Below are 22,908 nucleotides of genomic sequence, written 5' to 3'. Positions count from 1 at the left end.
TGGGGTAATGGTCATGAGTACAGAAGATCCGCGGTTTGCTGGCGTCGCCCGTTTGTATGGCATCGAGGGGCTGGAACGCTTGCGCGCCGCCCATGTGGCGATCGTCGGCGTCGGCGGCGTCGGTTCCTGGGCGGCGGAAGCCATCGCCCGCTGTGGCGTGGGCGAGATCTCGCTGTTCGACCTGGACGACGTCTGCGTCAGCAACAGCAATCGGCAGTTGCATGCTCTGGACAGCACGGTCGGCAAGGCCAAGGTCGAGGTTATGGCCGAGCGCCTGCGCGGTATCAACCCGGATTGCACCGTGCATGCGGTAGCGGACTTCGTCACCCGTGAAACCATGGCCGAATACATCACGCCGAACATCGACTGCGTGATCGACTGCATCGACAGCGTCAATGCCAAGGCGGCGCTGATTGCCTGGTGCAAGCGGCGCAAGATCCAGATCATTACCACCGGCGGCGCGGGCGGGCAGATCGACCCGACGCTGATCCAGGTCTGCGACCTGAACCGGACCTTCAATGACCCGCTGGCCTCGAAAGTGCGTTCGACCCTGCGTCGCGACTACGGTTTTTCCCGCACCGTGACCCGTCATTACAGCGTGCCTTGCGTGTTTTCCACCGAGCAACTGCGCTACCCGAAACCGGACGGCAGCATCTGCCTGCAGAAGAGTTTTGTCGGCGATGGCGTGAAGCTCGACTGCGCCGGCGGTTTTGGCGCGGTGATGATGGTGACCGCGACCTTCGGCATGGTCGCCGCGACCAAGGCGGTGGACAAGCTGGTGGCTGGCGTGCGGCGCCCCGCGGACCGGGCCAAGCCCGCAGGCTGATACCGTAGGAGCGAGGCTTGCCCGCGAAAGCTGTGGGTCAGGCACACCGCTATCGCGGGCAAGCCTCGCTCCTACGGGGGGCTGGCCAGCTGGCGCATCCGTTGCAATACCGCATTCAGGCCATTGCTGCGCGATGGCGACAGCTGGCGCGACAGGCCCAGCTGATTGAACCAGTCCGGCAAATCCACCCGTTGCAACTCCTCGGCGGACAAGCCGTTGACCCGCGCCAGCAGCAGGGCCACCAGGCCACGGATCAGGCGTGCATCGCTGCTGGCGGCAAATTGCCAGTGACCATCCTGCAAAGTGCCCACCAGCCAGACCTGGCTTTCACAGCCATGCACCCGGTTGGCCTCGACCTTGTCGGCTTCCGCCAGCGGCGCCAGGCGCTCGCCCCATTGCATCAGCAAGCGTGCGCGCTGTTCCCAGCCGGGAGCGTCCTGAAAACTCTCGAGGGCGGCCAGGGCTTCGGCGGGCAGGCTCATCGCAACAGCTCCAGGGCTTGGTCGAGGGCGTCGAAGAAGCGCTCCAGGTCCTCGGAGTCGTTGTACAGCGCCAGCGACACGCGGATCGCACCCGCCAGGCCGAAGCTTTTCAGCAGCGGCATGGCGCAGTGGTGACCGGCGCGCACGGCGATGCCTTGTTCGGTCAGCAGGTGCGCCAGGTCGGCATTGTGCACGCCATCGACCACGAAACTGACCAGCGCCAGCTGCGGCTTGCCCAGCAAGCGCAAGCCTTTGCGCGCCAGCAGGCCGTGCAGCAGGTAGTCATGCAGCGCGGCTTCGTGGGCGTTGACGGCGTCCTGATCCAGGCCGCTGAGGTAGTCGAGGGTCGCGCCCAGGCCAATCACGCTGGCGATCGGTGGCGTGCCGGCTTCGAAACCCAGGGGGGCAGGGCGGAAACTGGCGTGCTGGTAATCGGCCTGCTGGACCATCTCGCCACCAAACTGCCAGTGACGCAGGCCGCGCAGCGGCTCATTGCGCCCATAGAGCACGCCGAGGCCGTCCGGGCCGTAGAGCTTGTGGCTGGAGAACACATAAAAGTCGCAGCCCAGCGCCTGTACATCGTGGCGACCATGGACCACGCCCTGGGCGCCGTCGATCACGCTCAAGGCGTCATGTGCCTTGGCCAGGGCCAGCAGTTGCGGCAAGGGCTGCCAGGCACCGAGCACGTTGGACAGCTGGCTGACCGCCAGCAGGCGGGTGCGCGGTCCGATCAGGCCAGCTGCAGCGTCCAGATCGATCAGGCCGTCGTCGTCCAGGGGTAGGACCACCAGGTTGAGGCCGCGCCGTTGCGCCAGTTGCTGCCAGGGCAGCAGGTTGGCGTGGTGTTCCAGGGCGCTGATGACGATGTCGTCGCCCGGGTTGAATTGGTGTTCCAGGCCATAGGCCAGGAGGTTCAGCGCGGAGGTCGCGCCGTGGGTAAAGATGATCTGCCCGCTGTCACCGCTATTGAGCCACTGCGCCACCTTGTGCCGGCTGTTCTCGAACGCCTGGGTGGCGTGGGCGCCGGGCAGGTGCTGCGCGCGATGCACATTGGCCGCGCCATTGGCGTAGTAGTACGCCAGGGCGTCTAGCAGGGCTTGGGGTTTCTGCGTGGTGGCGGCGTTGTCCAGGTAAGTCTGGTCCTGCCGTTGCAGGGCGGCGATGGCCGGGAAGTCGGCACGCCAGGGAGAAGGAATCATCATGCTGTCGGGCCCTGGTGAACTTGGGCGGGTATACGCCGGACCTGTAACCGGAAGAAGCGAGGCTGGCCCTGAAGGGGGCCTTGAGGCAGCCCAAGGTTTCGCGGGCAAGCCTCGCTCCTGCCGATATAGGTACGTGACGCTTAGTTGTGAGCGTGCAGCGCTGCGTTCAGTTCGATGGCCGATTTGTGGGTCTTGCATTCCACGGCACCGGTCTCCGAATTGCGACGGAACAGCAGGTCAGGCTGGCCGGCCAGCTCGCGAGCCTTGACCACCTTGACCAGCTGGTTGTTCTCGTCGAGCAGTGCCACCTTGGTCCCGGCGGTCACGTACAGGCCCGACTCCACGGTATTGCGGTCGCCCAGCGGGATACCGATACCGGCGTTGGCGCCGATCAGGCAGCCTTCGCCGACCTTGATCACGATGTTGCCGCCGCCCGACAGGGTGCCCATGGTCGAGCAGCCGCCGCCCAGGTCGGAACCCTTGCCGACGAATACGCCAGCGGAAACCCGGCCTTCGATCATTCCCGGGCCTTCGGTGCCGGCGTTGAAGTTGACGAAACCTTCGTGCATCACGGTGGTGCCTTCGCCCACATAGGCGCCCAGGCGGATACGCGCGGCGTCAGCGATACGCACGCCAGCCGGCACCACGTAGTCGGTCATTTTCGGGAACTTGTCCACCGAGAACACTTCCAGCAACTCGCCGCGCAGGCGCGCTTCCAGTTGGCGTTCGGCCAGCTCGGCAAGGTCGACCGCGCCCTGGTTGGTCCAGGCCACGTTCGGCAGCAGCGGGAAGATCCCGGCCAGGTTCAGGCCGTGCGGCTTGACCAGGCGGTGGGACAGCAGGTGCAGCTTCAGGTAGGCCTCCGGCGTGGAGGTCAGTTGCGCGTCCTCGGCCAGCAAGGTGGCGACCAGTGGCTTGTGGCTCTCGGCCAGGCGGGTCAGCAGCGCGGCCTGGGTGGCGTCGATGCTTTTCAGTGCATCGGCCAGTTGCGAGGCCTGGGTGGTGGTGAAGGCGATGGCCTGGTTGCCTTCGCTGTAACCCAGCAGCGGAGCGATGGCGGCAACGATCTCGGCCGATGGCTTGAGCAGTGGCGCGGCGTAAAACACTTCCAGCCATGCGCCTTGACGGTTTTGAGTGCCGACACCAAAGGCCAGGCTGAACAGGGTAGTGGACATGCTGTTACCTCTTACAAAAATTGAACGGGCAGGCGTTATTTGATTTCTGCCGCGTAGATATCGGGCTTGAAGCCAATCAGGGTTCGGTCGCCGAGATCGAGCACCGGGCGCTTGATCATCGAAGGTTGTGCGAGCATCAGTTCGATTGCTTTCGCCTGGTCGAGATCGGCTTTGCGTTCGTCGTCGAGTTTGCGAAAGGTCGTGCCCGCACGGTTCAACACCACCTGCCAACCGTGCTCGTTGCACCACTGGGCCAGGTGTTCACGGTCGATTCCGGCCGCTTTGTAGTCATGGAAGTCATAGCTGACAGCGTGTTCATCGAGCCAGGTGCGCGCCTTTTTCATGGTGTCGCAGGCTTTGATGCCGAAAAGGTGCAACGTTTTGCTTGAAGCGGTCAAGGAATTGCCCCCTTTTGAGATGCTGAAGTCAAAGGTCACGGATTATGCCATGCCCGCGCCGGTTCGGCGTCGGCGAAGGCCCGGCTTTGTAGCTTTGTGTGACAGCAGCTTGGGTCGCTTGCGACTTTTGTGCAGCGGCAGGGCGCCAGCTTAAGCGGCTAATATGGCACTTCGACGGTAACCTGTTGCCTGAAGCCTGCTGTTGATCGATGGGGAAAACCGCTTTATGCAAACCGCTTATACCGTCCTTATCCTGCTGATGCTGGTGAGTCTATCGCGGCTGGTCGGACGGGTGATTCCGCTGCCGTTGCCGCTGCTGCAGATCGCCGCCGGAGCCTTGCTGGCCTGGCCCACGCTGGGGCTGCACGTGGCCCTGGACCCGGAATTGTTTCTGTTTCTGTTCCTGCCGCCGCTGCTGTTCTCCGACGGCTGGCGCATGCCCAAGCGCGAGCTGTGGCGCCTGCGTGGCCCGATCCTGACCCTGGCCGTGGGCCTGGTGTTGTTCACCGTGGTAGGCGCCGGTTACTTCATTCACTGGTTGCTGCCGACTATTCCCTTGCCGGTGGCCTTCGCCCTGGCGGCAGTGCTGTCGCCGACCGACGCCGTGGCGGTCTCGGCGATTTCCCAGAACCGTCTGCCGACGCCCCTGATGCATATGCTCCAGGGCGAGGCGCTGATGAACGACGCCTCCGGCCTGGTGACCTTCAAGTTCGCCCTGGCGGCCGCCGTGACCGGAGTATTTTCCCTGGCCAATGCCAGCCTGACCTTCGTCCTGGTGGCCGTGGGCGGCCTGGCGGTCGGCGTGGCCCTGAGTTGGCTGGTGGGGCGCTTGCGGGCCTGGATGATCGCCCGTGGCTGGGATGACCCGGCGACCCATGTGGTGTTCATGCTGTTGCTGCCGTTTGCCGCCTATGTATTGGCCGAGCGCCTGGGGGCCTCGGGCATTCTCTCGGCGGTGGCGGCGGGGATGATGCAGAGCTGGCTCGATCTGTTGCCCCGGCAGACCAGTACCCGCTTGCTCAACCGCAGCGTGTGGTCGCTGCTGGAGTTCGCCTTCAACGGGTTGATCTTTCTGTTGCTGGGCCTGCAACTGCCCGACATCGTCAAGGCCGTGGTCAGTCACGAAACCACGTTGTGGCCGACGCTTTTTTATCGCTGCCTGGATGTAGGGGCTATCTTCCTGGTCCTGCTGGTGCTGCGTTTTATCTGGGTGCAAAGCATCTGGCGCCTGTCCGGGCTGTTGCGGCGCTGGCGCGGCAAGGGCGAACTGACCCTGGTGCCGACCGCGCGTTCTTGCTGGTTGCTGACGGTGGGCGGGGTACGCGGCGCGGTGACCCTGGCCGGCGTCATGTCGGTGCCGCTGTTGCTGGGGGCGGGCGAGGCCTTCCCCGAGCGCGATCTGCTGATCTTCATTGCCGCCGGGGTGATCCTGTTGTCGCTGGTGGCTGCCTGTATCGCCTTGCCGCTGTTGCTGCGCGGCATCCAGAAGAGCCCTGACGAGAAGCGGCATGCCGAAGTGCGCGATGCCTGGCGCAAAACCGCCGAGGCGGCGATCCATGCCCTGGAGGCCGAGGAAGTGGCCGATGGCGCCAACTCAGCGGACGCCGCCCAGGCTGCGCTGGCCACCGAGCTCAAGGGCCGGCTGATGTCGGAATATCGCCATCAACTGGAGGTGTTCAACGATTCCGCCGAAGCCCAGGCGCTGGCGTTTCAGATGGACTTGCTGGAGCGCAAGTTGCGTTTGAAGGCGCTGCGGGCGCAGCGGTTGGAGTTGTATCGGTTGAGCCGCCACCACCAGATCGGCGACGACGTGCTGCGCGAGGTATTGGGCGAACTGGACCTCAGCGAGGCCAATCTGGGGCAGGTGAAATGACCCCAGCTTTGTAGGAGCGAAGCTTGCTCGCGATGAACGATAACGCGGTGTATCAGTTGTACGGCGTTGTCTTTATCGCGGGCAAGCCTCGCTCCTACGGGGCGTGAGTTATTTGCGGCGCTGAACGAAATCGCGAATCCGCTCGGCCGCTTCCACGCATTCGGCCAATGGCGCCACCAGGGCCATGCGCACCCGACCGGCGCCCGGGTTGCTGCCGTCGACGTCGCGTGACAGGTAGGAGCCCGGTACCACGGTCACGTGCTCCTCTTCGTACAGGTCGCGGCAGAACGCCGTATCGTCGCCCGCCACGTTCGGCCACAGGTAGAAGCTGCCGTCCGGGCGCTGCACGTCGAGCACCGGAGCGAGGATCTGCAGCACCGCATCGAACTTCTCGCGATACAGCGCACGGTTGGCCCGCACATGCACTTCGTCGTTCCAGGCGGCGATGCTGGCCAGCTGGGTCTGCACCGGCATGGCGCAGCCGTGGTAGGTGCGGTACAGCAGGAAACCCTTGAGGATCTCCGCGTCGCCGGCGACGAAACCGGAGCGCAGGCCCGGCAGGTTGGAGCGCTTGGACAGGCTGTGGAACACCACGCAACGCTTGAAGTCCCGGCGGCCCAGCTCGGCGCAGGCGCTGAGCAGGCCGGGGGGTGGAGTCTGTTCGTCGAAATACAGCTCGCTGTAGCACTCGTCGGCGGCGATCACGAAGTCATGTTCGTCGGCCAGGGCAATGAGTTTTTTCAGGGTTTCGATCGGAATCAGCGCGCCGGTCGGGTTGCCCGGGGAGCACAGGAACAAAATTTGGCAACGCTGCCAGATGTCGGCCGGTACCGCGTCGAAGTCCGGGTTGAAGCCGTTTTCATCCAGGCAGGGCAGGTAGTGCGGCTTGGCCCCGGCAAGGAAGGCCGCGCCTTCGTAGATTTGATAGAAGGGATTCGGGCTGACTACCAGCGCGTCGTCGCCACGGTTGACCACGGTCTGGGTGAAGGCGAACAGCGCTTCGCGAGTGCCGTTGACCGGCAACACATTGCGCGCCGGGTCGATCCAGCCTGCGGGCACGCTAAAGCGCCGTTCGCACCAGCTGGCGATGGCCTCGCGCAGGGCTGGCAGGCCCAGGGTGGTCGGATATACCGCCATCTGGTCGAGGTTATTGGCCAGGGCTTCGGCGACGAAGCTTGGCGAGCGGTGCTTGGGTTCGCCAATGGACAGCGCGATAGGGCGCTTGGCGGGGTTGGGCTGGACGCTACCGAGCAGGGCGCGAAGTTTCTCGAACGGGTAGGGCTGCAGCTGGTTCAGGGCGTTGTTCATCGGTGCGGTGTCTCACTCAAAGCGGGTCGTGGCGCGTGGTCAGATGCTCAGGCGCGTCAAGGCGGTAGGCGGTTCGTGGCTGACGCTCAGCTGTTCGACGATGGCGTCCTGCAGTCGGCTGCACAGCTGGGGATCGGACAGCTGCTGGTTGTTCGCGTCGGTAATGAAGAACACGTCTTCCACGCGTTCGCCCAGGGTGGCGATCTTGGCATTTTGCAGCGACAGGTCGAATTCCAGGAAGATCTTGCCGATGCGCGCCAGCAAGCCGGGGCGATCGGGTGCGCTCAGTTCGAGCACGGTGACCGGGCGCTGGGCGTCGTTGTGGATAGTCACTTGCGGTGGGAAGGCAAAGTGCTTGAGCTGACGCGGTACCCGACGCTGGATGATGGTCGGGTAGTCGTCAGGGTTGCGCAGGGCCTCGGTAAGGCCGTCGCGGATTTGCTTGACGCGTTCCGGGTTATTGCCGATGGAGCCGCCGTCATTGTCGAGCACGATGTAGGTGTCGAGGGTGAACTGGCTGCTCGAGGTGATGATCCGGGCGTCGTGGATGTTCAGGTTCAGCTGGTCCATCGCGGCCACGGTCACGGCGAAGAAGTCGTGCTGGTCCGGAGCGTAGATGAAGATCTGCGTACCGCCCTCGAACTCGCGCTGGGTGGTTTCCTTGATCAGCACCAGCGGGCCGCCGTCGGCCGGTTGCTGGAGGATCGCGTCACTGTGCCAGGCGACGTCGCCAGCGGTGTGGCGCAGGAAATAGTCGTCACCCAGCTGTGCCCAGAGCTGCTCGACGTCGTCCGGATCGGTGCCGGCGCGGACCAGGATGTCCAGGGCCGCGCTTTGGGTCTGGCGGATCTGCTCTTCGCGGTCCACCGGGTTTTCCAGGCCGCGGCGCAGGGCGCGCTTGGTCTCGGTGTAGAGCTGGCGCAACAGGCTGGCGCGCCAGGAGTTCCACAGCGTCGGATTGGTCGCGTTGATGTCGGAAACCGTCAGTACATAGAGATAGTCCAGGCGGGTCTGGTCGACCACGATCTGGGCGAAGTCATGGATGACCTGCGGGTCGGACAAGTCCTTGCGCTGGGCGGTGGTCGACATCACCAAGTGGTTCTGCACCAGCCAGACGATCAGGCGGGTGTCCCACAGCGGCAACTGGTGGCGGATGCAGAAGGCTTCCGCGTCCACGGCGCCGATATCCGAGTGGTCGCCGTGCCGGCCCTTGCCAATGTCGTGATAGAGCCCGGCCAGGTAGATCAGCTCGGGCTTGGGCAGCTTGGCCATGAGCTTGCTGGCCAGCGGGAATTTTTCCGACACCTGGGTGTACTGCAGTTTGCGCAGGTGCTTGATCAGGTTCAGGGTGTGGGCGTCGACCGTGTAGATGTGGAACAGGTCATGTTGCATCTGCCCGACGATATGCCCGAACTCCGGCAGATAAAGCCCGAGAATACCGTAGCGGTTCATGCGCCGCAGGTTGCGGTGGATGCCGATTTCGCACTTGAACAGTTCGATGAACAGGCTGGTATTGCGGATGTCATTGCGGAAATCGTCGTCGATCAGGTAACGATTCTCGCGTAACAGGCGGATGGTGTCGGCGCGTACGCCCTTGATCTCCGGGTGCTGGGCCATGAGCACGAAGATTTCCAGCATGGCGAATGGCGTGCGGCGGAACACATTGGCGTTGATCGCCTCGATATAGCCGTCGTGCAGCTGGAAGCGCGAGTTGATCGGCTGCGGCGGCGCTTCGTCTTCCGGAGCGAGGATGACTTCCTCGAAGTGCTGGATGATCAGGTCGCTAAGCTGGGCGATGCTCATCACCACCCGGTAATACTGCTGCATGAAGCTTTCGATGGCCTGCTTGGCGTCATTGCCTTCGAAGCCCAGCAACTTGGCGATCGAGCGCTGGTGATCGAACAGCAGGCGGTCTTCGGCGCGCCCGGCCAGCATGTGCAGGGCGTAGCGGACTCTCCACAGGAACTCCTGGGAAGAGGCCAGCAGCGAGTTTTCGCTTTCCACCAGGAAACCTTCGCCGGCCAGGGCTCGCAGGTTCAGCGTGCCGTACTGGCGACGGGCGACCCAGAGAATGGTCTGGATATCCCGCAGGCCGCCGGGCGAGCCTTTGACGTTGGGTTCCAGGTTGTACTCGGTGTCGTTGTACTTGTGATGCCGCGCTTTCTGTTCCGCGCGCTTGGCCAGGAAGAAGTCCTTGCTCGGCCACATGTGCGCCGTGCTGGTGACATCCAGCATGCGCTGGCGCAGGCGCTCGGGGCCGCAGATGGTGCGGCTTTCCATCAGGTTGGTGACCACCGTCAGGTCGGCGCGCGCCTCTTCGGCGCATTCCTCCACCGAGCGCACGCTTTGCCCGACTTCCAGGCCAATGTCCCAGAGCAGGGTCAGGAAGCGTTCGATGGAATCGCGAAAAATCTCGTGGTCGGCGCTGTCGAGCAGGATCAGCAGGTCGATGTCCGAGTAGGGGTGCAGCTCGCCGCGACCGTAGCCGCCGACCGCCACCAGGGCGATGTCGGCGTCTTCGCTCCAGTCGAACTGGTCCCAGGCCTTTTGCAGGATGTTATCGATGAACCAGGCGCGGTCCTCGATGAGCCGGCGGATGTCCCGTCCGCTGCGAAAGCGTGCGTCGAGCACTTCACGTGCCTGGCGGATAGCTTTCTTGAAGGCGGCGATAGGGCTTGCCTTCAGGGCCAGTTCCGCCTGGAACTGGCCGCGGTCGAACAATTCGGGATCCACCTGCGGCATCGATTGGCTTTCCTTTCTATCTATAAGGTCAGGGCGCAGCTGCGTGGGTCAGGCCGAAACGCGCGCGATGGTGTCATCGCTGCGCAGGGTGAAGATCTCGTAGCCGGTCTCGGTGACCAGCAGGGTGTGCTCCCACTGCGCGGAAAGCTTGCGATCCTTGGTGATCGCGGTCCAGCCATCGCCCAGCACCTTGGTGTCGGCCTTGCCCTGGTTGATCATCGGCTCGATGGTGAAGGTCATGCCGGCTTTCAGTTCCATGCCGGTGCCGGCGCGGCCGTAGTGCAGGATCTGCGGCTCTTCATGGAACACCTTGCCGATACCGTGGCCGCAGAACTCGCGAACCACCGAGAAACCGTTCTTCTCGGCATGCTTCTGGATGACTTCGCCGATGTCGCCCAGGCGGCAGCCCGGCTTGACCAGTTCAATCGCCTTGTACATGCATTCCTGGGTGATCTGCGACAGGCGCTCGGCCCAGACCGGCACGGTGCCGACATGGAACATGCGGCTGGTGTCGCCGTGGTAGCCGTCCTTGATGACGGTCACGTCGATGTTCAGGGTGTCGCCATCCTTCAGCGGCTTCTCGTTCGGGATGCCGTGGCAAACCACATGGTTGATCGAGGTGCAGATGGACTTTGGGAACCCCTTGTAATTCAAGGGCGCAGGAATCGCATGCTGCACATTGACGATGTAGTCGTGGCAGATGCGGTCCAGCTCTTCGGTGGTCACGCCGGGTTTGACATGCTCGGCAATCATTTCCAGCACTTCGGCGGCCAGTTTGCCGGCGACACGCATTTTTGCGATGTCCTCGGGAGTTTTGAGGGTGACGGTCATACAGGCTCTCTTGACGCTCAGTGGCGCGGATAAACACGGAATGGCTTGAATACGGCGTATCGAAGGCTGAACCCGCTTTGGGGGTCGCCGCGCATTCAAAATGCCTCAAAAGTGCGATTCTAACAGAGGCCCGGGGTAAATCTGAGGCTCTGTGCATCGCTTCTTTCTATAACAGTGGCGCATTCTGGCCCGATTCCAAGGGGGGAGTAAAAAAGCGCTCCGGGGGAAATGAGAATCCGGGTTCCGTTTTTGCCCTCCTTGTGGTATAAAATGCGCCGCTTTCCGGGGATGCCCCGAAAAGCCTAAACCCACACACGTGTCGACACGATGACCTGGGTGCCCTCAGCACAAGCTGTTGGTTGGTCATTGGGATACGTGGAGGCCTAACCCGACTTATTAAGGAACTATCATGTCCCAAGTCAACATGCGCGATATGCTGAAGGCCGGTGTGCACTTCGGTCACCAAACCCGTTACTGGAATCCGAAAATGGGCAAGTACATTTTCGGCGCGCGCAACAAGATTCACATCATCAACCTTGAAAAAACCCTGCCAATGTTCAACGAAGCTCTGACCTTCGTAGAGCGTCTGGCCCAGGGCAAAAACAAGATTCTGTTCGTCGGCACCAAGCGTTCCGCTGGCAAGATCGTTGCTGAAGAAGCAGCACGTTGCGGTTCGCCGTACGTCGATCACCGCTGGTTGGGTGGCATGCTGACCAACTACAAGACCATCCGTGCTTCCATCAAGCGTCTGCGCGACCTGGAAGTTCAGTCGGAAGACGGCACTTTCGCCAAGCTGACCAAGAAAGAGGCGCTGATGCGCACTCGCGATCTGGAAAAGCTGGATCGTAGCCTGGGTGGTATCAAGGACATGGGCGGTCTGCCTGACGCGCTGTTCGTGATCGACGTTGACCACGAGCGCATCGCAATCACCGAAGCCAACAAGCTGGGCATCCCGGTCATCGGCGTTGTCGATACCAACAGCAGCCCGGAAGGCGTTGACTACATCATCCCAGGCAACGATGACGCCATTCGCGCCATCCAGCTGTACATGGGTTCGATGGCTGACGCCGTGATCCGTGGCCGCAACAACGTTGCTGGCGGCACCGAAGTATTCGCTGAAGACGCTCCAGCGCCGGCAGCTGAAGCCTGAGTAGCTAACGCTTAGCGTTTACTCAGTACGCAAAAAGGGGGCTTGGCCCCCTTTTTGCCACCTCGAAAATCATTTGCCGATGGCGCCCCAGTAGTTCTTGTCATGTGTGGCGGCTATCAAGGGTTTTCGAGAGCGCAGCTCAAGAATTGATCGCCCGTTGAGTCGGGTGGAATGGTTGAAAACCTATCCAAGAGGAATTTGAAAATGGCAGAGATTACTGCAGCGTTGGTTAAAGAACTGCGCGAGCGTACCGGCGAAGGCATGATGGACTGCAAGAAAGCCTTGACCAAGGCTGGCGGCGACATCGAGAAAGCCATTGATGACATGCGTGCTTCGGGCGCCATCAAGGCTGCCAAAAAAGCAGGCAACATCGCTGCTGAAGGCGCCATCGCCATCAAGGACGACGGTAAAGCCGCCGTTCTGCTGGAAGTCAACTCGCAGACCGACTTCCTGGCTCTGCAGGACGACTTCAAGGCATTCGTTGCTGCCAGCGTGGAAAAAGCTTTCGCTGACAAGCTGACCGACGCCGCTCCGCTGATCGAAGCTCAAGAAGCCGATCGTCTGGTTCTGGTTGGCAAGACTGGCGAGAACGTCAACATCCGTCGTCTGGCTCGCGTTGAAGGTGACGTGGTCGGTACTTACCTGCACGGTAACAAGATCGGTGTTGCGGTTGTCCTGAAAGGCGGTTCCGTAGAACTGGCCAAAGACATTGCCATGCACGTTGCTGCAAGCAACCCAGAGTTCCTGCTGCCATCGCAAGTTTCCGCTGAAGCCATCGAACGCGAGAAAGCCGTGTTCCTGCAGCTGAACGAAGACAAGATGAAAGGCAAGCCAGCTGAAATCGTTGAAAAAATGATCGCTGGCCGTATCAGCAAGTTCCTGGCCGAAGCCAGCCTGGTTGAGCAAGCTTTCGTCAAGGATCCAGAAGTCACCGTAGGTGCCCTGGCCAAGAAAGGCGGCGCAGAAATCGTTTCGTTCACCCGCTTCGCGGTAGGTGAAGGCATCGAGAAGAAAGAAGACAACTTCGCTGAAGAAGTTGCCGCACAACTGGCTGCTGCCAAGCAACAGTAAGACGGTTTTTCAACTGTCGCCCGAAAGAGGCTGCCCGCTCACGCGCGCAGCCTCTTTTCAAATGGGGTAACCAATTTATTGGGTTGCCTTCGGAACCGGTTTACAAAGTCGTGTTCTGATGGCGCTGTGACAGCGTCAAGCTAGAGTGAACGCAGGCTGTAAACAGCTTGCAAAGAATTTTTAAAATACGCCGCAGGAGAGATTCGCAATGGCTCAGCAGGGCAGTGGTTATCAGGCTCGCTATAAACGCATTCTACTCAAGCTTAGCGGCGAGGCCCTGATGGGCTCGGAAGAGTTCGGCATCGACCCTAAGGTCCTCGATCGCATGGCGCTGGAAGTCGGCCAGTTGGTTGGCATCGGTGTTCAGGTCGGCCTGGTCATCGGCGGTGGCAACCTGTTCCGTGGCGCGGCGCTCAGTGCGGCCGGCATGGATCGGGTAACGGGCGACCACATGGGCATGCTGGCCACTGTGATGAACGGCCTGGCCATGCGCGACGCGCTGGAACGTGCGAATATCTCCGCTATCGTCATGTCGGCCATTTCCATGGTGGGTGTGACCGATCACTACGACCGTCGCAAGGCGATGCGTCACCTGAACTCCAAGGAAGTGGTGATCTTCGCTGCCGGTACCGGCAACCCGTTCTTTACCACCGATTCCGCGGCATGTTTGCGGGCGATCGAGATCGATGCCGACGTAGTGCTCAAGGCAACCAAGGTTGACGGTGTGTACACCGCGGACCCATTCAAAGACCCGCATGCCGAGAAGTTCGATCATCTGACCTACGATGAAGTACTGGATCGCAAGCTGGGTGTGATGGATCTGACGGCGATCTGCCTGTGCCGTGACCATAAAATGCCGTTGCGCGTATTCAATATGAACAAGCCCGGCGCCCTGCTGAACATCGTGCATGGCGGCGCTGAAGGAACCCTGATCGAGGAAGGCGAACAATGATCAACGAAATCAAAAAAGACGCTCAAGAGCGCATGAAGAAGTCCCTGGAATCCCTGGCGCATGCATTCAGCCGCATCCGTACCGGCCAGGCTCACCCAAGCATCCTGGCGGGTGTGATGGTGCCTTACTACGGCGCTGATACCCCGATCAACCAGGTGGCCAACGTCACGGTAAAAGACGCTCGCACCCTGCAGGTCGTTGCTTTCGAGCGCAACATGCTGGCGGCTGTGGACAAGGCGATCCAGAGCTCCGGCCTGGGCTTCAACCCGACCAACCTGGGTGAGCTGCTGCTGATCAGCATGCCGGCACTGACCGAAGAAACCCGCAAGGGCTTCACCAAGCAGGCTCGCGAAGCGGCCGAAGATGCTCGTATTGCCGTGCGCAACGTGCGTCGTGACGCGCTGAGCCAGTTAAAGGACTTGGTCAAAGAGAAAGAAATCAGCGAAGACGACGAGCGTCGCGCAGCCGATGAGATCCAGAAACTGACTGACAAGTTCGTGGCGGAAATCGAAGTCGCTGTGAAGCAAAAAGAAGCGGACCTGATGGCCGTATAAGGGTCAGGACGTTTTCATGGACAAGACCAAGCAACCTGTACCGTCTTCGGTGCCGCGCCATGTCGCGATCATCATGGATGGGAACAATCGCTGGGCAAAAAAACGCTTTATGCCGGGTGTTGCCGGGCATAAAGCGGGTGTCGATGCTGTTCGCGCGGTCATCGAGGTGTGTGCCGAGGCCAAGGTCGAGGTGCTGACGCTGTTCGCCTTCTCCAGTGAAAACTGGCAGCGACCGGCCGATGAAGTCAGTGCCTTGATGGACCTGTTCTTCAAGGCGTTGCGCCGCGAGGCCAAGCGCCTCAATGAAAACAACATCAGCCTGCGCATCATCGGCGACCGCTCGCGCTTTCATCCCGAGTTGCAGGCGGCGATGCGCGAAGCGGAGTCGATGACGGCGGGCAGCGAGCGTTTCATCCTGCAGATCGCTGCCAACTATGGCGGCCAGTGGGATATTGCCCAGGCCGCTCAGCGCCTGGCGCGGGAAGTCCAGGCAGGGCACCTGCGTCCTGACGACATTACCCCGGAGCTGTTGCAAACCTGCCTGGCGACGGGCGATTTGCCATTGCCGGACCTCTGTATCCGTACGGGGGGCGAGCATCGCATCAGCAATTTCCTGCTTTGGCAGCTGGCTTATGCCGAGCTGTATTTCTCCGACCTGTTCTGGCCGGACTTCAAACACGATGCCATGCGCGCTGCGCTGGCCGATTACGCTTCTCGCCAGCGCCGCTTCGGTAAAACGAGCGAGCAGGTCGAGGCTGGAGCCCGGGTTTAATGCTCAAACAACGAATCATTACTGCGCTGATCCTGCTGCCGATCGCCTTGTGCGGTTTTTTCCTGCTCGAAGGTTCCGCCTTCGCCCTGTTTATCGGGCTGGTGGTGACCCTTGGGGCCTGGGAATGGGCGCGCCTGGCGGGTTTCGAGGCTCAGCCGACCCGTATTGCCTATGCGGTAGTGGTCGCTGCGCTGTTGTTCCTGATGCATCTGCTCCCGGGTATCGCGCCTTGGGTGCTCGGTGCAGCAGTGCTCTGGTGGGGGCTGGCGACTTTCCTGGTGCTCACCTATCCGCGTACCAGCGAACATTGGGCCGGGGCCGCGGCCAAGCTGGTCATCGGCCTGCTGATTCTGCTGCCGGCCTGGCAAGGCCTGGTCTTCATCAAGCAGCAGCCTTTGGGCAACTGGTTGATCATGGCGGTGATGGTGCTGGTCTGGGGGGCTGATATCGGTGCCTATTTCTCCGGCAAGGCTTTCGGCAAGCGCAAGCTGGCGCCGCAGGTCAGTCCGGGCAAAAGCTGGGAAGGGGTGTACGGCGGCCTGCTGTTGAGCCTGCTGATCACGGCCGTGGTTGGTCTGGTTACGGACTGGTCGGCAGGACAGATCATCCTTGGCCTGCTCGGAGCGGCTGTCGTGGTATTCATCTCGGTGGTTGGCGACCTGACCGAAAGCATGTTCAAGCGCCAGGCCGGGATCAAGGACAGCAGTAACCTGCTGCCGGGCCATGGAGGTGTGCTCGACCGTATCGACAGCCTGACCGCGGCCATTCCGGTATTCGCCGTGCTGTTGTGGATGGCCGCATTGTGAGCCGCCCACAACAGATAACCGTCCTGGGGGCTACCGGCTCCATCGGCCTCAGTACCCTGGACGTTATTGCCCGTCATCCCGAGCGCTATCAAGTCTTCGCCTTGAGCGGCTTCAGCCGTCTGGCCGAACTCCTGGCCCTGTGCATTCGTCACGCTCCGCGTTTTGCCGTCGTCCCGCATATCTCCGCCGCGCGCAGCCTGCAGGAAGATTTGCGTAACGCCGGCTCGCGCACCCGGGTGCTGGTGGGCGAGGAGGGCTTGTGTGAAGTCGCTTCCGATCCTGAGGTCGATGCAGTCATGGCGGCCATTGTCGGCGCCGCCGGCCTGCGTCCGACCCTGGCTGCCGTCGAGGCTGGCAAGAAAATCCTTTTGGCCAATAAAGAAGCGCTGGTCATGTCCGGCGCCTTGTTTATGCAGGCGGTCGGCAGGAGCGGTTCAGTGCTGCTGCCCATCGACAGCGAACACAACGCCATATTCCAGTGCATGCCCACGGACTTCTCCCGCGGCTTGAGCAGTGTGGGTGTGCGGCGCATTCTGCTGACCGCTTCCGGTGGCCCATTCCGGCAAACCCCGCTGGCTGACCTGGAGCAGGTGACGCCCGAGCAGGCATGTGCCCATCCCAACTGGTCCATGGGGCGCAAGATTTCGGTCGACTCGGCCAGCATGATGAATAAAGGGCTCGAGTTGATCGAGGCCTGTTGGCTGTTCGATGCCAAGCCTGCCCAGGTCGAGGTGGTGATTCATCCGCAAAGCGTGATTCACTCGCTGGTCGATTATGTGGACGGTTCGGTGCTGGCCCAACTGGGTAATCCGGATATGCGCACGCCTATCGCCAACGCCCTGGCCTGGCCGGAGCGGATCGACTCGGGAGTGCCACCGCTGGACCTGTTTGCCGTGGCGCGCCTGGATTTCCAGGCGCCCGACGAAGAGCGGTTCCCCTGCTTGCGCCTGGCGCGTCAGGCTGCCGAGGCTGGCAACAGTGCTCCGGCCATGTTGAATGCCGCCAACGAGGTGGCTGTTGCCGCGTTTCTCGAACGGCGCATCCGCTATCCCGAGATCGCGAGTATCATCGAAGAAGTTTTAAACCTTGAGCCGGTTGTTGCAGTCGATGAACTGAGCGCCGTGTTCGCGGCGGACGCCAAAGCCCGTGCCCTGGCTGAGCAGTGGCTGGGTCGCAATAGACGGTAAATTGCGACAAGCCCGAGCGTATCGGTACTGGATAGGATTGCGGAGAAAGTAGATGAGCGCGCTCTATATGATTGTCGGCACCCTGATTGCCCTGGGTGTGCTGGTCACCTTCCATGAATTCGGTCACTTCTGGGTGGCTCGTCGTTGCGGCGTCAAGGTTCTGCGTTTCTCCGTGGGCTTCGGCATGCCGCTGCTGCGTTGGCATGACCGGCAAGGTACCGAATTCGTGATTGCCGCCATTCCTCTGGGTGGCTACGTGAAGATGCTCGACGAGCGTGAAGGCGAAGTGCCGGTCGATCAGCTCGATCAGTCATTCAACCGCAAGTCGGTGCGCCAGCGTATCGCCATCGTCGCTGCCGGGCCTGTCGCCAACTTCCTGCTGGCACTGGTGTTCTTCTGGGCCCTGGCGATGATTGGTACCGAGCAGGTGCGTCCGGTCATTGGTGGTGTCGAGGCTGGAAGCATTGCCGCCAAGGCTGGCCTGAGTTCCGGCCAGGAGATCGTCGCAATCGACGGCGAGCCGACCGTGGGATGGTCAGCGGTCAATTTGCAGTTGGTTCGGCGCCTGGGCGAAAGCGGTACCTTGCAGTTGTTGGTGCGCGAGCAGGGTTCGACTGCCGATTCGCCCCGTGAACTGGTGCTCGATAACTGGCTCAAGGGCACCGATGAGCCTGATCCTATTCGTTCCCTGGGTATTCGCCCTTGGCGCCCTGCGCTGGTTCCTGTTCTGGCCGAGCTCGACCCGAAAGGTCCGGCCCAGGCGGCTGGCCTGAAGACCGGCGATCGGTTGCTGGCGCTCGATGGTCAGGCGCTGACCGATTGGCAGCAGGTCGTCGACTGGGTACGTGTACGTCCTGATACCAAAATTGTGCTGCGCATCGAGCGTGATGGTGCTCAAATCGACGTCCCGGTGACCCTGGCCGCACGCGGCAAAGAGAAGGTCGCCAGTGGTTATCTGGGGGCTGGGGTGAAGGCGGTCGATTGGCCGCCGGAAATGCTGCGCGAAGTCAGTTATGGTCCGCTGGCTGCCATTGGCGAGGGTGCCCGGCGTACTTGGACCATGAGCGTGCTGACCCTCGATTCACTGAAGAAAATGTTGTTCGGCGAGCTCTCGGTAAAAAACTTGAGTGGACCGATAACCATTGCTAAAGTGGCGGGCGCTTCTGCCCAGTCGGGCGTTGCTGATTTCTTGAATTTCCTTGCTTATCTGAGTATTAGCCTAGGGGTTCTGAACTTGCTGCCCATTCCTGTATTGGATGGGGGGCATCTGTTGTTTTATCTGATCGAGTGGGCGCGTGGTCGTCCCTTGTCGGATCGGGTGCAAGGTTGGGGGATACAGATCGGTATCAGTTTGGTGGTCGGGGTGATGTTGCTTGCCTTGGTCAACGATTTGGGTCGTCTGTAACGCTTCGCTGAATTGCGAATCTGCCGCATTTTGCGGCAGTTTCTTTATTGCCAGTTGGAATAAGAAAGGACTTCATGAAACGTCTGCTGCTAACTGCGGTTCTCTCCGTATTGATGATCGCCGAAGTTCACGCCGAGTCCTTCACTATCTCCGATATCCGCGTCAACGGCCTCCAGCGGGTCTCCGCGGGTAGCGTCTTTGGTGCCTTGCCGTTGAACGTCGGTGAGCAGGCGGACGATCGTCGTCTGGTGGAATCCACTCGTGCGCTGTTCAAAACCGGCTTCTTTCAAGATATCCAGCTGGGCCGCGATGGCAATGTCCTGGTCATCACGGTAGTCGAGCGTCCATCCGTCGCCAGTATCGAAATCGAAGGCAACAAGGCGATTTCCACTGAAGACCTGATGAAAGGCCTCAAGCAATCCGGTCTCGCGGAAGGCGAAATCTTCCAGCGTGCGACCCTTGAAGGTGTTCGTAACGAACTGCAGCGCCAGTACGTGGCACAGGGTCGTTATTCGGCCACCGTCGATACCGAAGTGGTCCCGCAGCCGCGCAACCGTGTGGCGTTGAAGGTCAATATCAACGAAGGCACCGTAGCGGCCATCCAGCACATCAACGTCGTGGGCAATACCGTATTCCCGGACGAAGACCTGGTCGAACTGTTCGAACTCAAGACCACCAACTGGTTGTCGTTCTTCAAGAACGACGACAAGTATGCCCGTGAAAAACTCTCCGGTGACTTGGAGCGCCTGCGTTCCTACTACCTGGATCGTGGCTATATCAATATGGATATCGCTTCGACCCAGGTTTCGATCACTCCAGACAAGAAGCATGTCTACATCACTGTGAACGTCAACGAAGGCGAGAAGTACAGCGTTCGTGACGTGAAACTCAGCGGTGACCTCAAGGTGCCTGAGGAGCAGGTCAAGTCGCTGTTGCTGGTCGAGAAGGGCCAGGTGTTCTCGCGTAAATTGATGACCACCACTTCCGAGCTGATCACTCGTCGTCTGGGTAACGAAGGCTATACCTTCGCCAACGTCAACGGCGTTCCACAGCCTCACGATGAAGATCACACCGTCGATATCACTTTCGTGGTCGATCCTGGCAAGCGTGCCTACGTGAATCGCATCAACTTCCGTGGCAACACCAAGTCCGAAGACGAAGTGCTGCGCCGTGAAATGCGTCAGATGGAAGGTGGCTGGGCTTCGACCTACCTGATCGATCAGTCCAAGACCCGCCTGGAGCGTCTCGGCTTCTTCAAGGAAGTCAACGTCGAAACCCCGGCCGTGCCAGGTGTGGACGACCAGGTAGACGTCAACTACGCAGTAGAAGAGCAGGCTTCCGGTTCGATTACCGCCAGCGTCGGTTTCGCCCAGAGCGCTGGTCTGATCCTCGGTGGTTCGATCACCCAGAACAACTTCCTGGGTACCGGTAACAAGGTCAGCATCGGTCTGACCCGAAGCGAATACCAGAGCCGCTACAACTTCGGTTATGTCGACCCCTACTGGACTGCCGATGGCGTGAGCCTGGGCTACAACGCCTTCTATCGCACCACTGACTACGACGACCTCGATGTCGACGTGGCGAGCTATGCGGTAGACAGCCTCGGTGCCGGCGTGAGCGTTGGCTACCCGATCAGCGAGACTTCGCGTCTGACCTTCGGCCTGACCGCGCAACAAGACAAGATCAAGACCGGTCGTTATACCGTCGACGAGATCTTCGACTTCGTGAATCGCGAAGGTGACAACTATCTGAACTTCAAGGCTTCGGCCGGTTGGTCCGAGTCGACCCTGAACAAAGGTGTCCTGGCGACTCGTGGTCACTCGCAAAGCCTGGTGCTGGAAGCCACTACTCCAGGTAGCGACCTGTCGTTCTTCAAGCTCGACTACCGCGGCCAGTTGTTCCAGCCGCTGACCGATACCTACACCATGCGCCTGCACACCGAGCTGGGTTATGGCGACGGTTACGGTTCGACCGACGGCTTGCCGTTCTATGAAAACTACTATGCTGGTGGCTTCAACTCGGTTCGTGGTTTCAAGGACAGCACTTTGGGTCCTCGCAGTACTCCGAGTCGTGGTGTGCTTGAGACCGGTAACGCCGGTACTTCGGCTGACCCGGACCAGGATCCGCTGCCATTCGGTGGCAACGTGCTGATCCAGGGCGGTGTCGAAGTGCTGTTCCCGATGCCGTTCGTCAAGGACCAGCGTTCGCTGCGCACTTCCGTGTTCTGGGATGTGGGTAACGTGTTCGACTCCAAGTGCGAGAAGACCATCAATACCAATGGCTCCTCGTCCAACACGCAGTGTAACGACGTCAGCCTGAGCAATCTGGCCAGTTCCGTGGGTGTCGGCGTGACGTGGGTAACCGCTCTGGGTCCGCTGAGTTTCGCTCTGGCGATGCCGATCAAGAAACCTGACGACGCTGAAACCCAGGTGTTCCAATTCTCCCTCGGTCAGACTTTCTAATAGCCTGACCCAAGATAACGACAATGGATTTTGTAGGAGTGCATCGTGCGTAAGTTGACTCAATTGGTTCTCCTGGCGACTGTCCTGGTAGCAGGCCCTGCCTTCGCCGACATGAAAATTGCCGTACTGAACTATCAGATGGCTCTGCTGGAATCCGATGCTGCGAAGAAGTACGCAGTGGATGCGGAGAAGAAGTTCGGCCCGCAGTTGAACAAGCTGAAAACCCTGGAAAGCAGCGCCAAGGGCATCCAGGATCGTCTGGTTGCCGGTGGCGACAAGATGCAGCAAGGCGAACGTGAGCGCCTGGAGCTTGAGTTCAAGCAGAAAGCCCGCGACTTCCAGTTCCAATCCAAGGAGCTGAACGAAGCCAAGGCCGTTGCCGATCGTGAAATGCTCAAGCAACTGAAGCCAAAGCTCGACAGCGCAGTGGAAGAAGTCATCAAGAAAGGTGGTTTTGACCTGGTGTTCGAGCGTGGTGCAGTGATTGATGTCAAGCCTCAGTACGACATCACTCGCCAGGTTATCGAGCGCATGAATCAGCTGAAGTAACCCATGACAGCGACTATAAAGCTCGGCCAGCTGGCCGAGTTCCTCGGAGCCACCTTGCGTGGTTCCGCAGAGAAGGAAATCACTGGGCTAGCCACCTTGCAGGAGGCTGGCCCAGCTCAGTTGAGCTTTTTGGCAAATCCCCAATACCGCAAGTATCTGGCTGACAGCCAGGCTGGAGCCGTGCTGCTGAAGGCGGCGGATGCCGAAGGTTATGCCGGCGATGCCTTGGTAGTGGCCGATCCCTACCTGTCGTATGCGCGGATTTCCCACCTGTTCGATCCCAAGCCCAAGGCCGTGGCCGGTATTCATCCGACCGCAGTTATCGCCGAGGATGCACAGGTCGATGCGGCGGCCAGCATTGGTGCCTTTGCGGTCATCGAGAGCGGTGCGCAGATTGCTGCCGGTGTCACTATCGGTGCTCATTGTTTCATCGGCGCCCGCTGCCAGATCGGCGAGGGTGGCTGGCTCGCTCCACGCGTGACGCTTTACCACGATGTGCGCATCGGCAAGCGTGTGGTGATTCAGTCCGGTGCGGTACTTGGTGGCGAAGGTTTCGGTTTTGCCAACGAGAAGGGCATCTGGCAGAAAATCGCGCAGATTGGTGGCGTCACCATTGGCGACGATGTCGAGATTGGCGTGAATACCGCTATTGATCGCGGGGCACTGGCCGATACCGTTATTGGCAATGGCGTGAAGCTGGACAACCAGATTCAAATTGCCCACAACGTCCAGGTCGGTGATCACACCGCCATGGCCGCCTGCGTGGGTATTTCCGGCAGCACCCGGATCGGCAAGCATTGCATGCTCGCTGGTGGTGTCGGGCTGGTTGGCCACATCGATATTTGCGACAACGTTTTCCTGACCGGGATGACCATGGTGACCCACTCGATTACCGAGCCGGGTTCCTACTCTTCCGGTACAGCCATGCAGCCTGCAGCCGAGTGGCGCAAAAGCGCGGCACGCATCCGTCAGCTCGATGATCTCGCGCGACGCCTGCGACAGCTGGAAAAGCGCGTAGGGGACGTGACCCCCGACGGTAAAGCTTCATCAGATGGCTGATACCATTTCCATATCAAGTGTGCACAGCCGTTAGACTGCCTCCTTGATTTGCTAGAGGAGTGTGCGTTAGTCGCATGCTCCCAATCTTTACTACAGGCTTCCCC

General features: G+C 60.7%; 20 protein-coding genes. 13 read left to right on the top strand and 7 right to left on the bottom strand.

The window, feature by feature from the left end; all coding sequences use genetic code 11:
* Positions 1-13 precede the first annotated feature (13 nt).
* The gene (tcdA, locus tag BLV20_RS08060; protein WP_175540153.1) at positions 14-826 is read left to right on the top strand and encodes a tRNA cyclic N6-threonylcarbamoyladenosine(37) synthase TcdA; all 813 of its coding nucleotides are present in this window, start codon (positions 14-16) and stop codon (positions 824-826) included.
* A gap of 71 nt (positions 827-897) precedes the next feature.
* On the opposite strand, the gene BLV20_RS08055 is transcribed toward tcdA, so the two are convergent.
* From BLV20_RS08055 to BLV20_RS08040, 4 genes are all read right to left on the bottom strand, one after another.
* Positions 898-1,308 (bottom strand): SufE family protein, encoded by a 411-nt coding sequence (locus BLV20_RS08055; RefSeq protein WP_092299421.1) that lies wholly within the window; start codon positions 1,306-1,308, stop codon positions 898-900.
* Positions 1,305-2,510, bottom strand: coding sequence for an aminotransferase class V-fold PLP-dependent enzyme (locus tag BLV20_RS08050; protein WP_092299418.1), 1,206 nt, complete (start codon positions 2,508-2,510; stop codon positions 1,305-1,307). The genes BLV20_RS08055 and BLV20_RS08050 overlap by 4 nt, the downstream gene beginning before the upstream one ends.
* A 140-nt stretch (positions 2,511-2,650) precedes the next feature.
* Positions 2,651-3,685, bottom strand: a complete 1,035-nt coding sequence (gene dapD / locus BLV20_RS08045) for a 2,3,4,5-tetrahydropyridine-2,6-dicarboxylate N-succinyltransferase (protein ID WP_092299415.1) — start codon at positions 3,683-3,685, stop codon at positions 2,651-2,653.
* A 35-nt stretch (positions 3,686-3,720) separates the two neighbouring features.
* A complete protein-coding gene (locus BLV20_RS08040; protein ID WP_238437447.1) occupies positions 3,721-4,029 on the bottom strand; it encodes an arsenate reductase in 309 nt (102 codons plus the stop codon).
* Between the two features lie 280 nt (positions 4,030-4,309).
* Between BLV20_RS08040 and BLV20_RS08035 the strand changes: the two genes are divergently transcribed.
* Positions 4,310-5,956 (top strand): Na+/H+ antiporter, encoded by a 1,647-nt coding sequence (locus BLV20_RS08035; protein ID WP_092299815.1) that lies wholly within the window; start codon positions 4,310-4,312, stop codon positions 5,954-5,956.
* A 108-nt stretch (positions 5,957-6,064) separates the two neighbouring features.
* Here the strand turns inward: BLV20_RS08035 and dapC are convergent, their stop codons facing one another.
* The 3 genes from dapC to map are packed head-to-tail and all read right to left on the bottom strand — an operon-like array spanning position 6,065 to position 10,837.
* Entirely contained in the window at positions 6,065-7,264 is a 1,200-nt protein-coding gene (dapC, locus tag BLV20_RS08030; protein ID WP_092299412.1) for a succinyldiaminopimelate transaminase, read from the bottom strand.
* A 39-nt stretch (positions 7,265-7,303) separates the two neighbouring features.
* Positions 7,304-10,006, bottom strand: a complete 2,703-nt coding sequence (locus tag BLV20_RS08025) for a [protein-PII] uridylyltransferase (RefSeq protein ID WP_092299409.1) — start codon at positions 10,004-10,006, stop codon at positions 7,304-7,306.
* Positions 10,007-10,054: 48 nt separating this feature from the next.
* A complete protein-coding gene (gene map, locus BLV20_RS08020; protein ID WP_009042382.1) occupies positions 10,055-10,837 on the bottom strand; it encodes a type I methionyl aminopeptidase in 783 nt (260 codons plus the stop codon).
* A gap of 409 nt (positions 10,838-11,246) precedes the next feature.
* On the opposite strand from map, the gene rpsB reads away from it, so the two are divergent.
* The 11 genes from rpsB (at position 11,247) to lpxD (ending at position 22,804) form a co-directional block, all read left to right on the top strand.
* Positions 11,247-11,987, top strand: coding sequence for a 30S ribosomal protein S2 (gene rpsB / locus BLV20_RS08015; RefSeq protein ID WP_007924078.1), 741 nt, complete (start codon positions 11,247-11,249; stop codon positions 11,985-11,987).
* A gap of 204 nt (positions 11,988-12,191) precedes the next feature.
* On the top strand, positions 12,192-13,058 hold the full coding sequence (gene tsf / locus BLV20_RS08010; protein WP_025806623.1) for a translation elongation factor Ts: 867 nt from the start codon (positions 12,192-12,194) through the stop codon (positions 13,056-13,058).
* Between the two features lie 208 nt (positions 13,059-13,266).
* The gene (pyrH, locus tag BLV20_RS08005) at positions 13,267-14,010 is read left to right on the top strand and encodes a UMP kinase (RefSeq protein ID WP_007924076.1); all 744 of its coding nucleotides are present in this window, start codon (positions 13,267-13,269) and stop codon (positions 14,008-14,010) included.
* Positions 14,007-14,564, top strand: a complete 558-nt coding sequence (gene frr, locus BLV20_RS08000; protein ID WP_092299406.1) for a ribosome recycling factor — start codon at positions 14,007-14,009, stop codon at positions 14,562-14,564. Before pyrH ends, frr begins: the two co-directional genes overlap by 4 nt.
* 16 nt (positions 14,565-14,580) lie before the next feature.
* Positions 14,581-15,336, top strand: a complete 756-nt coding sequence (gene uppS, locus BLV20_RS07995) for a polyprenyl diphosphate synthase (protein ID WP_092299403.1) — start codon at positions 14,581-14,583, stop codon at positions 15,334-15,336.
* Entirely contained in the window at positions 15,336-16,142 is an 807-nt protein-coding gene (locus BLV20_RS07990) for a phosphatidate cytidylyltransferase (protein ID WP_092299400.1), read from the top strand. Before uppS ends, BLV20_RS07990 begins: the two co-directional genes overlap by 1 nt.
* On the top strand, positions 16,139-17,329 hold the full coding sequence (gene ispC, locus BLV20_RS07985) for a 1-deoxy-D-xylulose-5-phosphate reductoisomerase (protein WP_092299397.1): 1,191 nt from the start codon (positions 16,139-16,141) through the stop codon (positions 17,327-17,329). The genes BLV20_RS07990 and ispC overlap by 4 nt, the downstream gene beginning before the upstream one ends.
* A 52-nt stretch (positions 17,330-17,381) precedes the next feature.
* On the top strand, positions 17,382-18,734 hold the full coding sequence (gene rseP / locus BLV20_RS07980) for a sigma E protease regulator RseP (RefSeq protein WP_092299394.1): 1,353 nt from the start codon (positions 17,382-17,384) through the stop codon (positions 18,732-18,734).
* 74 nt (positions 18,735-18,808) lie between these two features.
* Entirely contained in the window at positions 18,809-21,196 is a 2,388-nt protein-coding gene (gene bamA / locus BLV20_RS07975; protein ID WP_092299391.1) for an outer membrane protein assembly factor BamA, read from the top strand.
* 45 nt (positions 21,197-21,241) lie between these two features.
* Positions 21,242-21,745: an OmpH/Skp family outer membrane protein gene (locus BLV20_RS07970; protein WP_007924063.1), complete on the top strand. Its 504-nt coding sequence runs from the start codon at positions 21,242-21,244 to the stop codon at positions 21,743-21,745.
* A gap of 3 nt (positions 21,746-21,748) precedes the next feature.
* Positions 21,749-22,804: a UDP-3-O-(3-hydroxymyristoyl)glucosamine N-acyltransferase gene (lpxD, locus tag BLV20_RS07965; RefSeq protein WP_092299388.1), complete on the top strand. Its 1,056-nt coding sequence runs from the start codon at positions 21,749-21,751 to the stop codon at positions 22,802-22,804.
* Positions 22,805-22,908: the final 104 nt, after the last annotated feature.

The sequence above is a fragment of the Pseudomonas sp. NFIX28 genome (genome assembly GCF_900107395.1).
Taxonomy (GTDB): Bacteria; Pseudomonadota; Gammaproteobacteria; order Pseudomonadales; family Pseudomonadaceae; genus Aquipseudomonas.
This window is presented reverse-complemented; position numbering and strand designations above follow the sequence as displayed.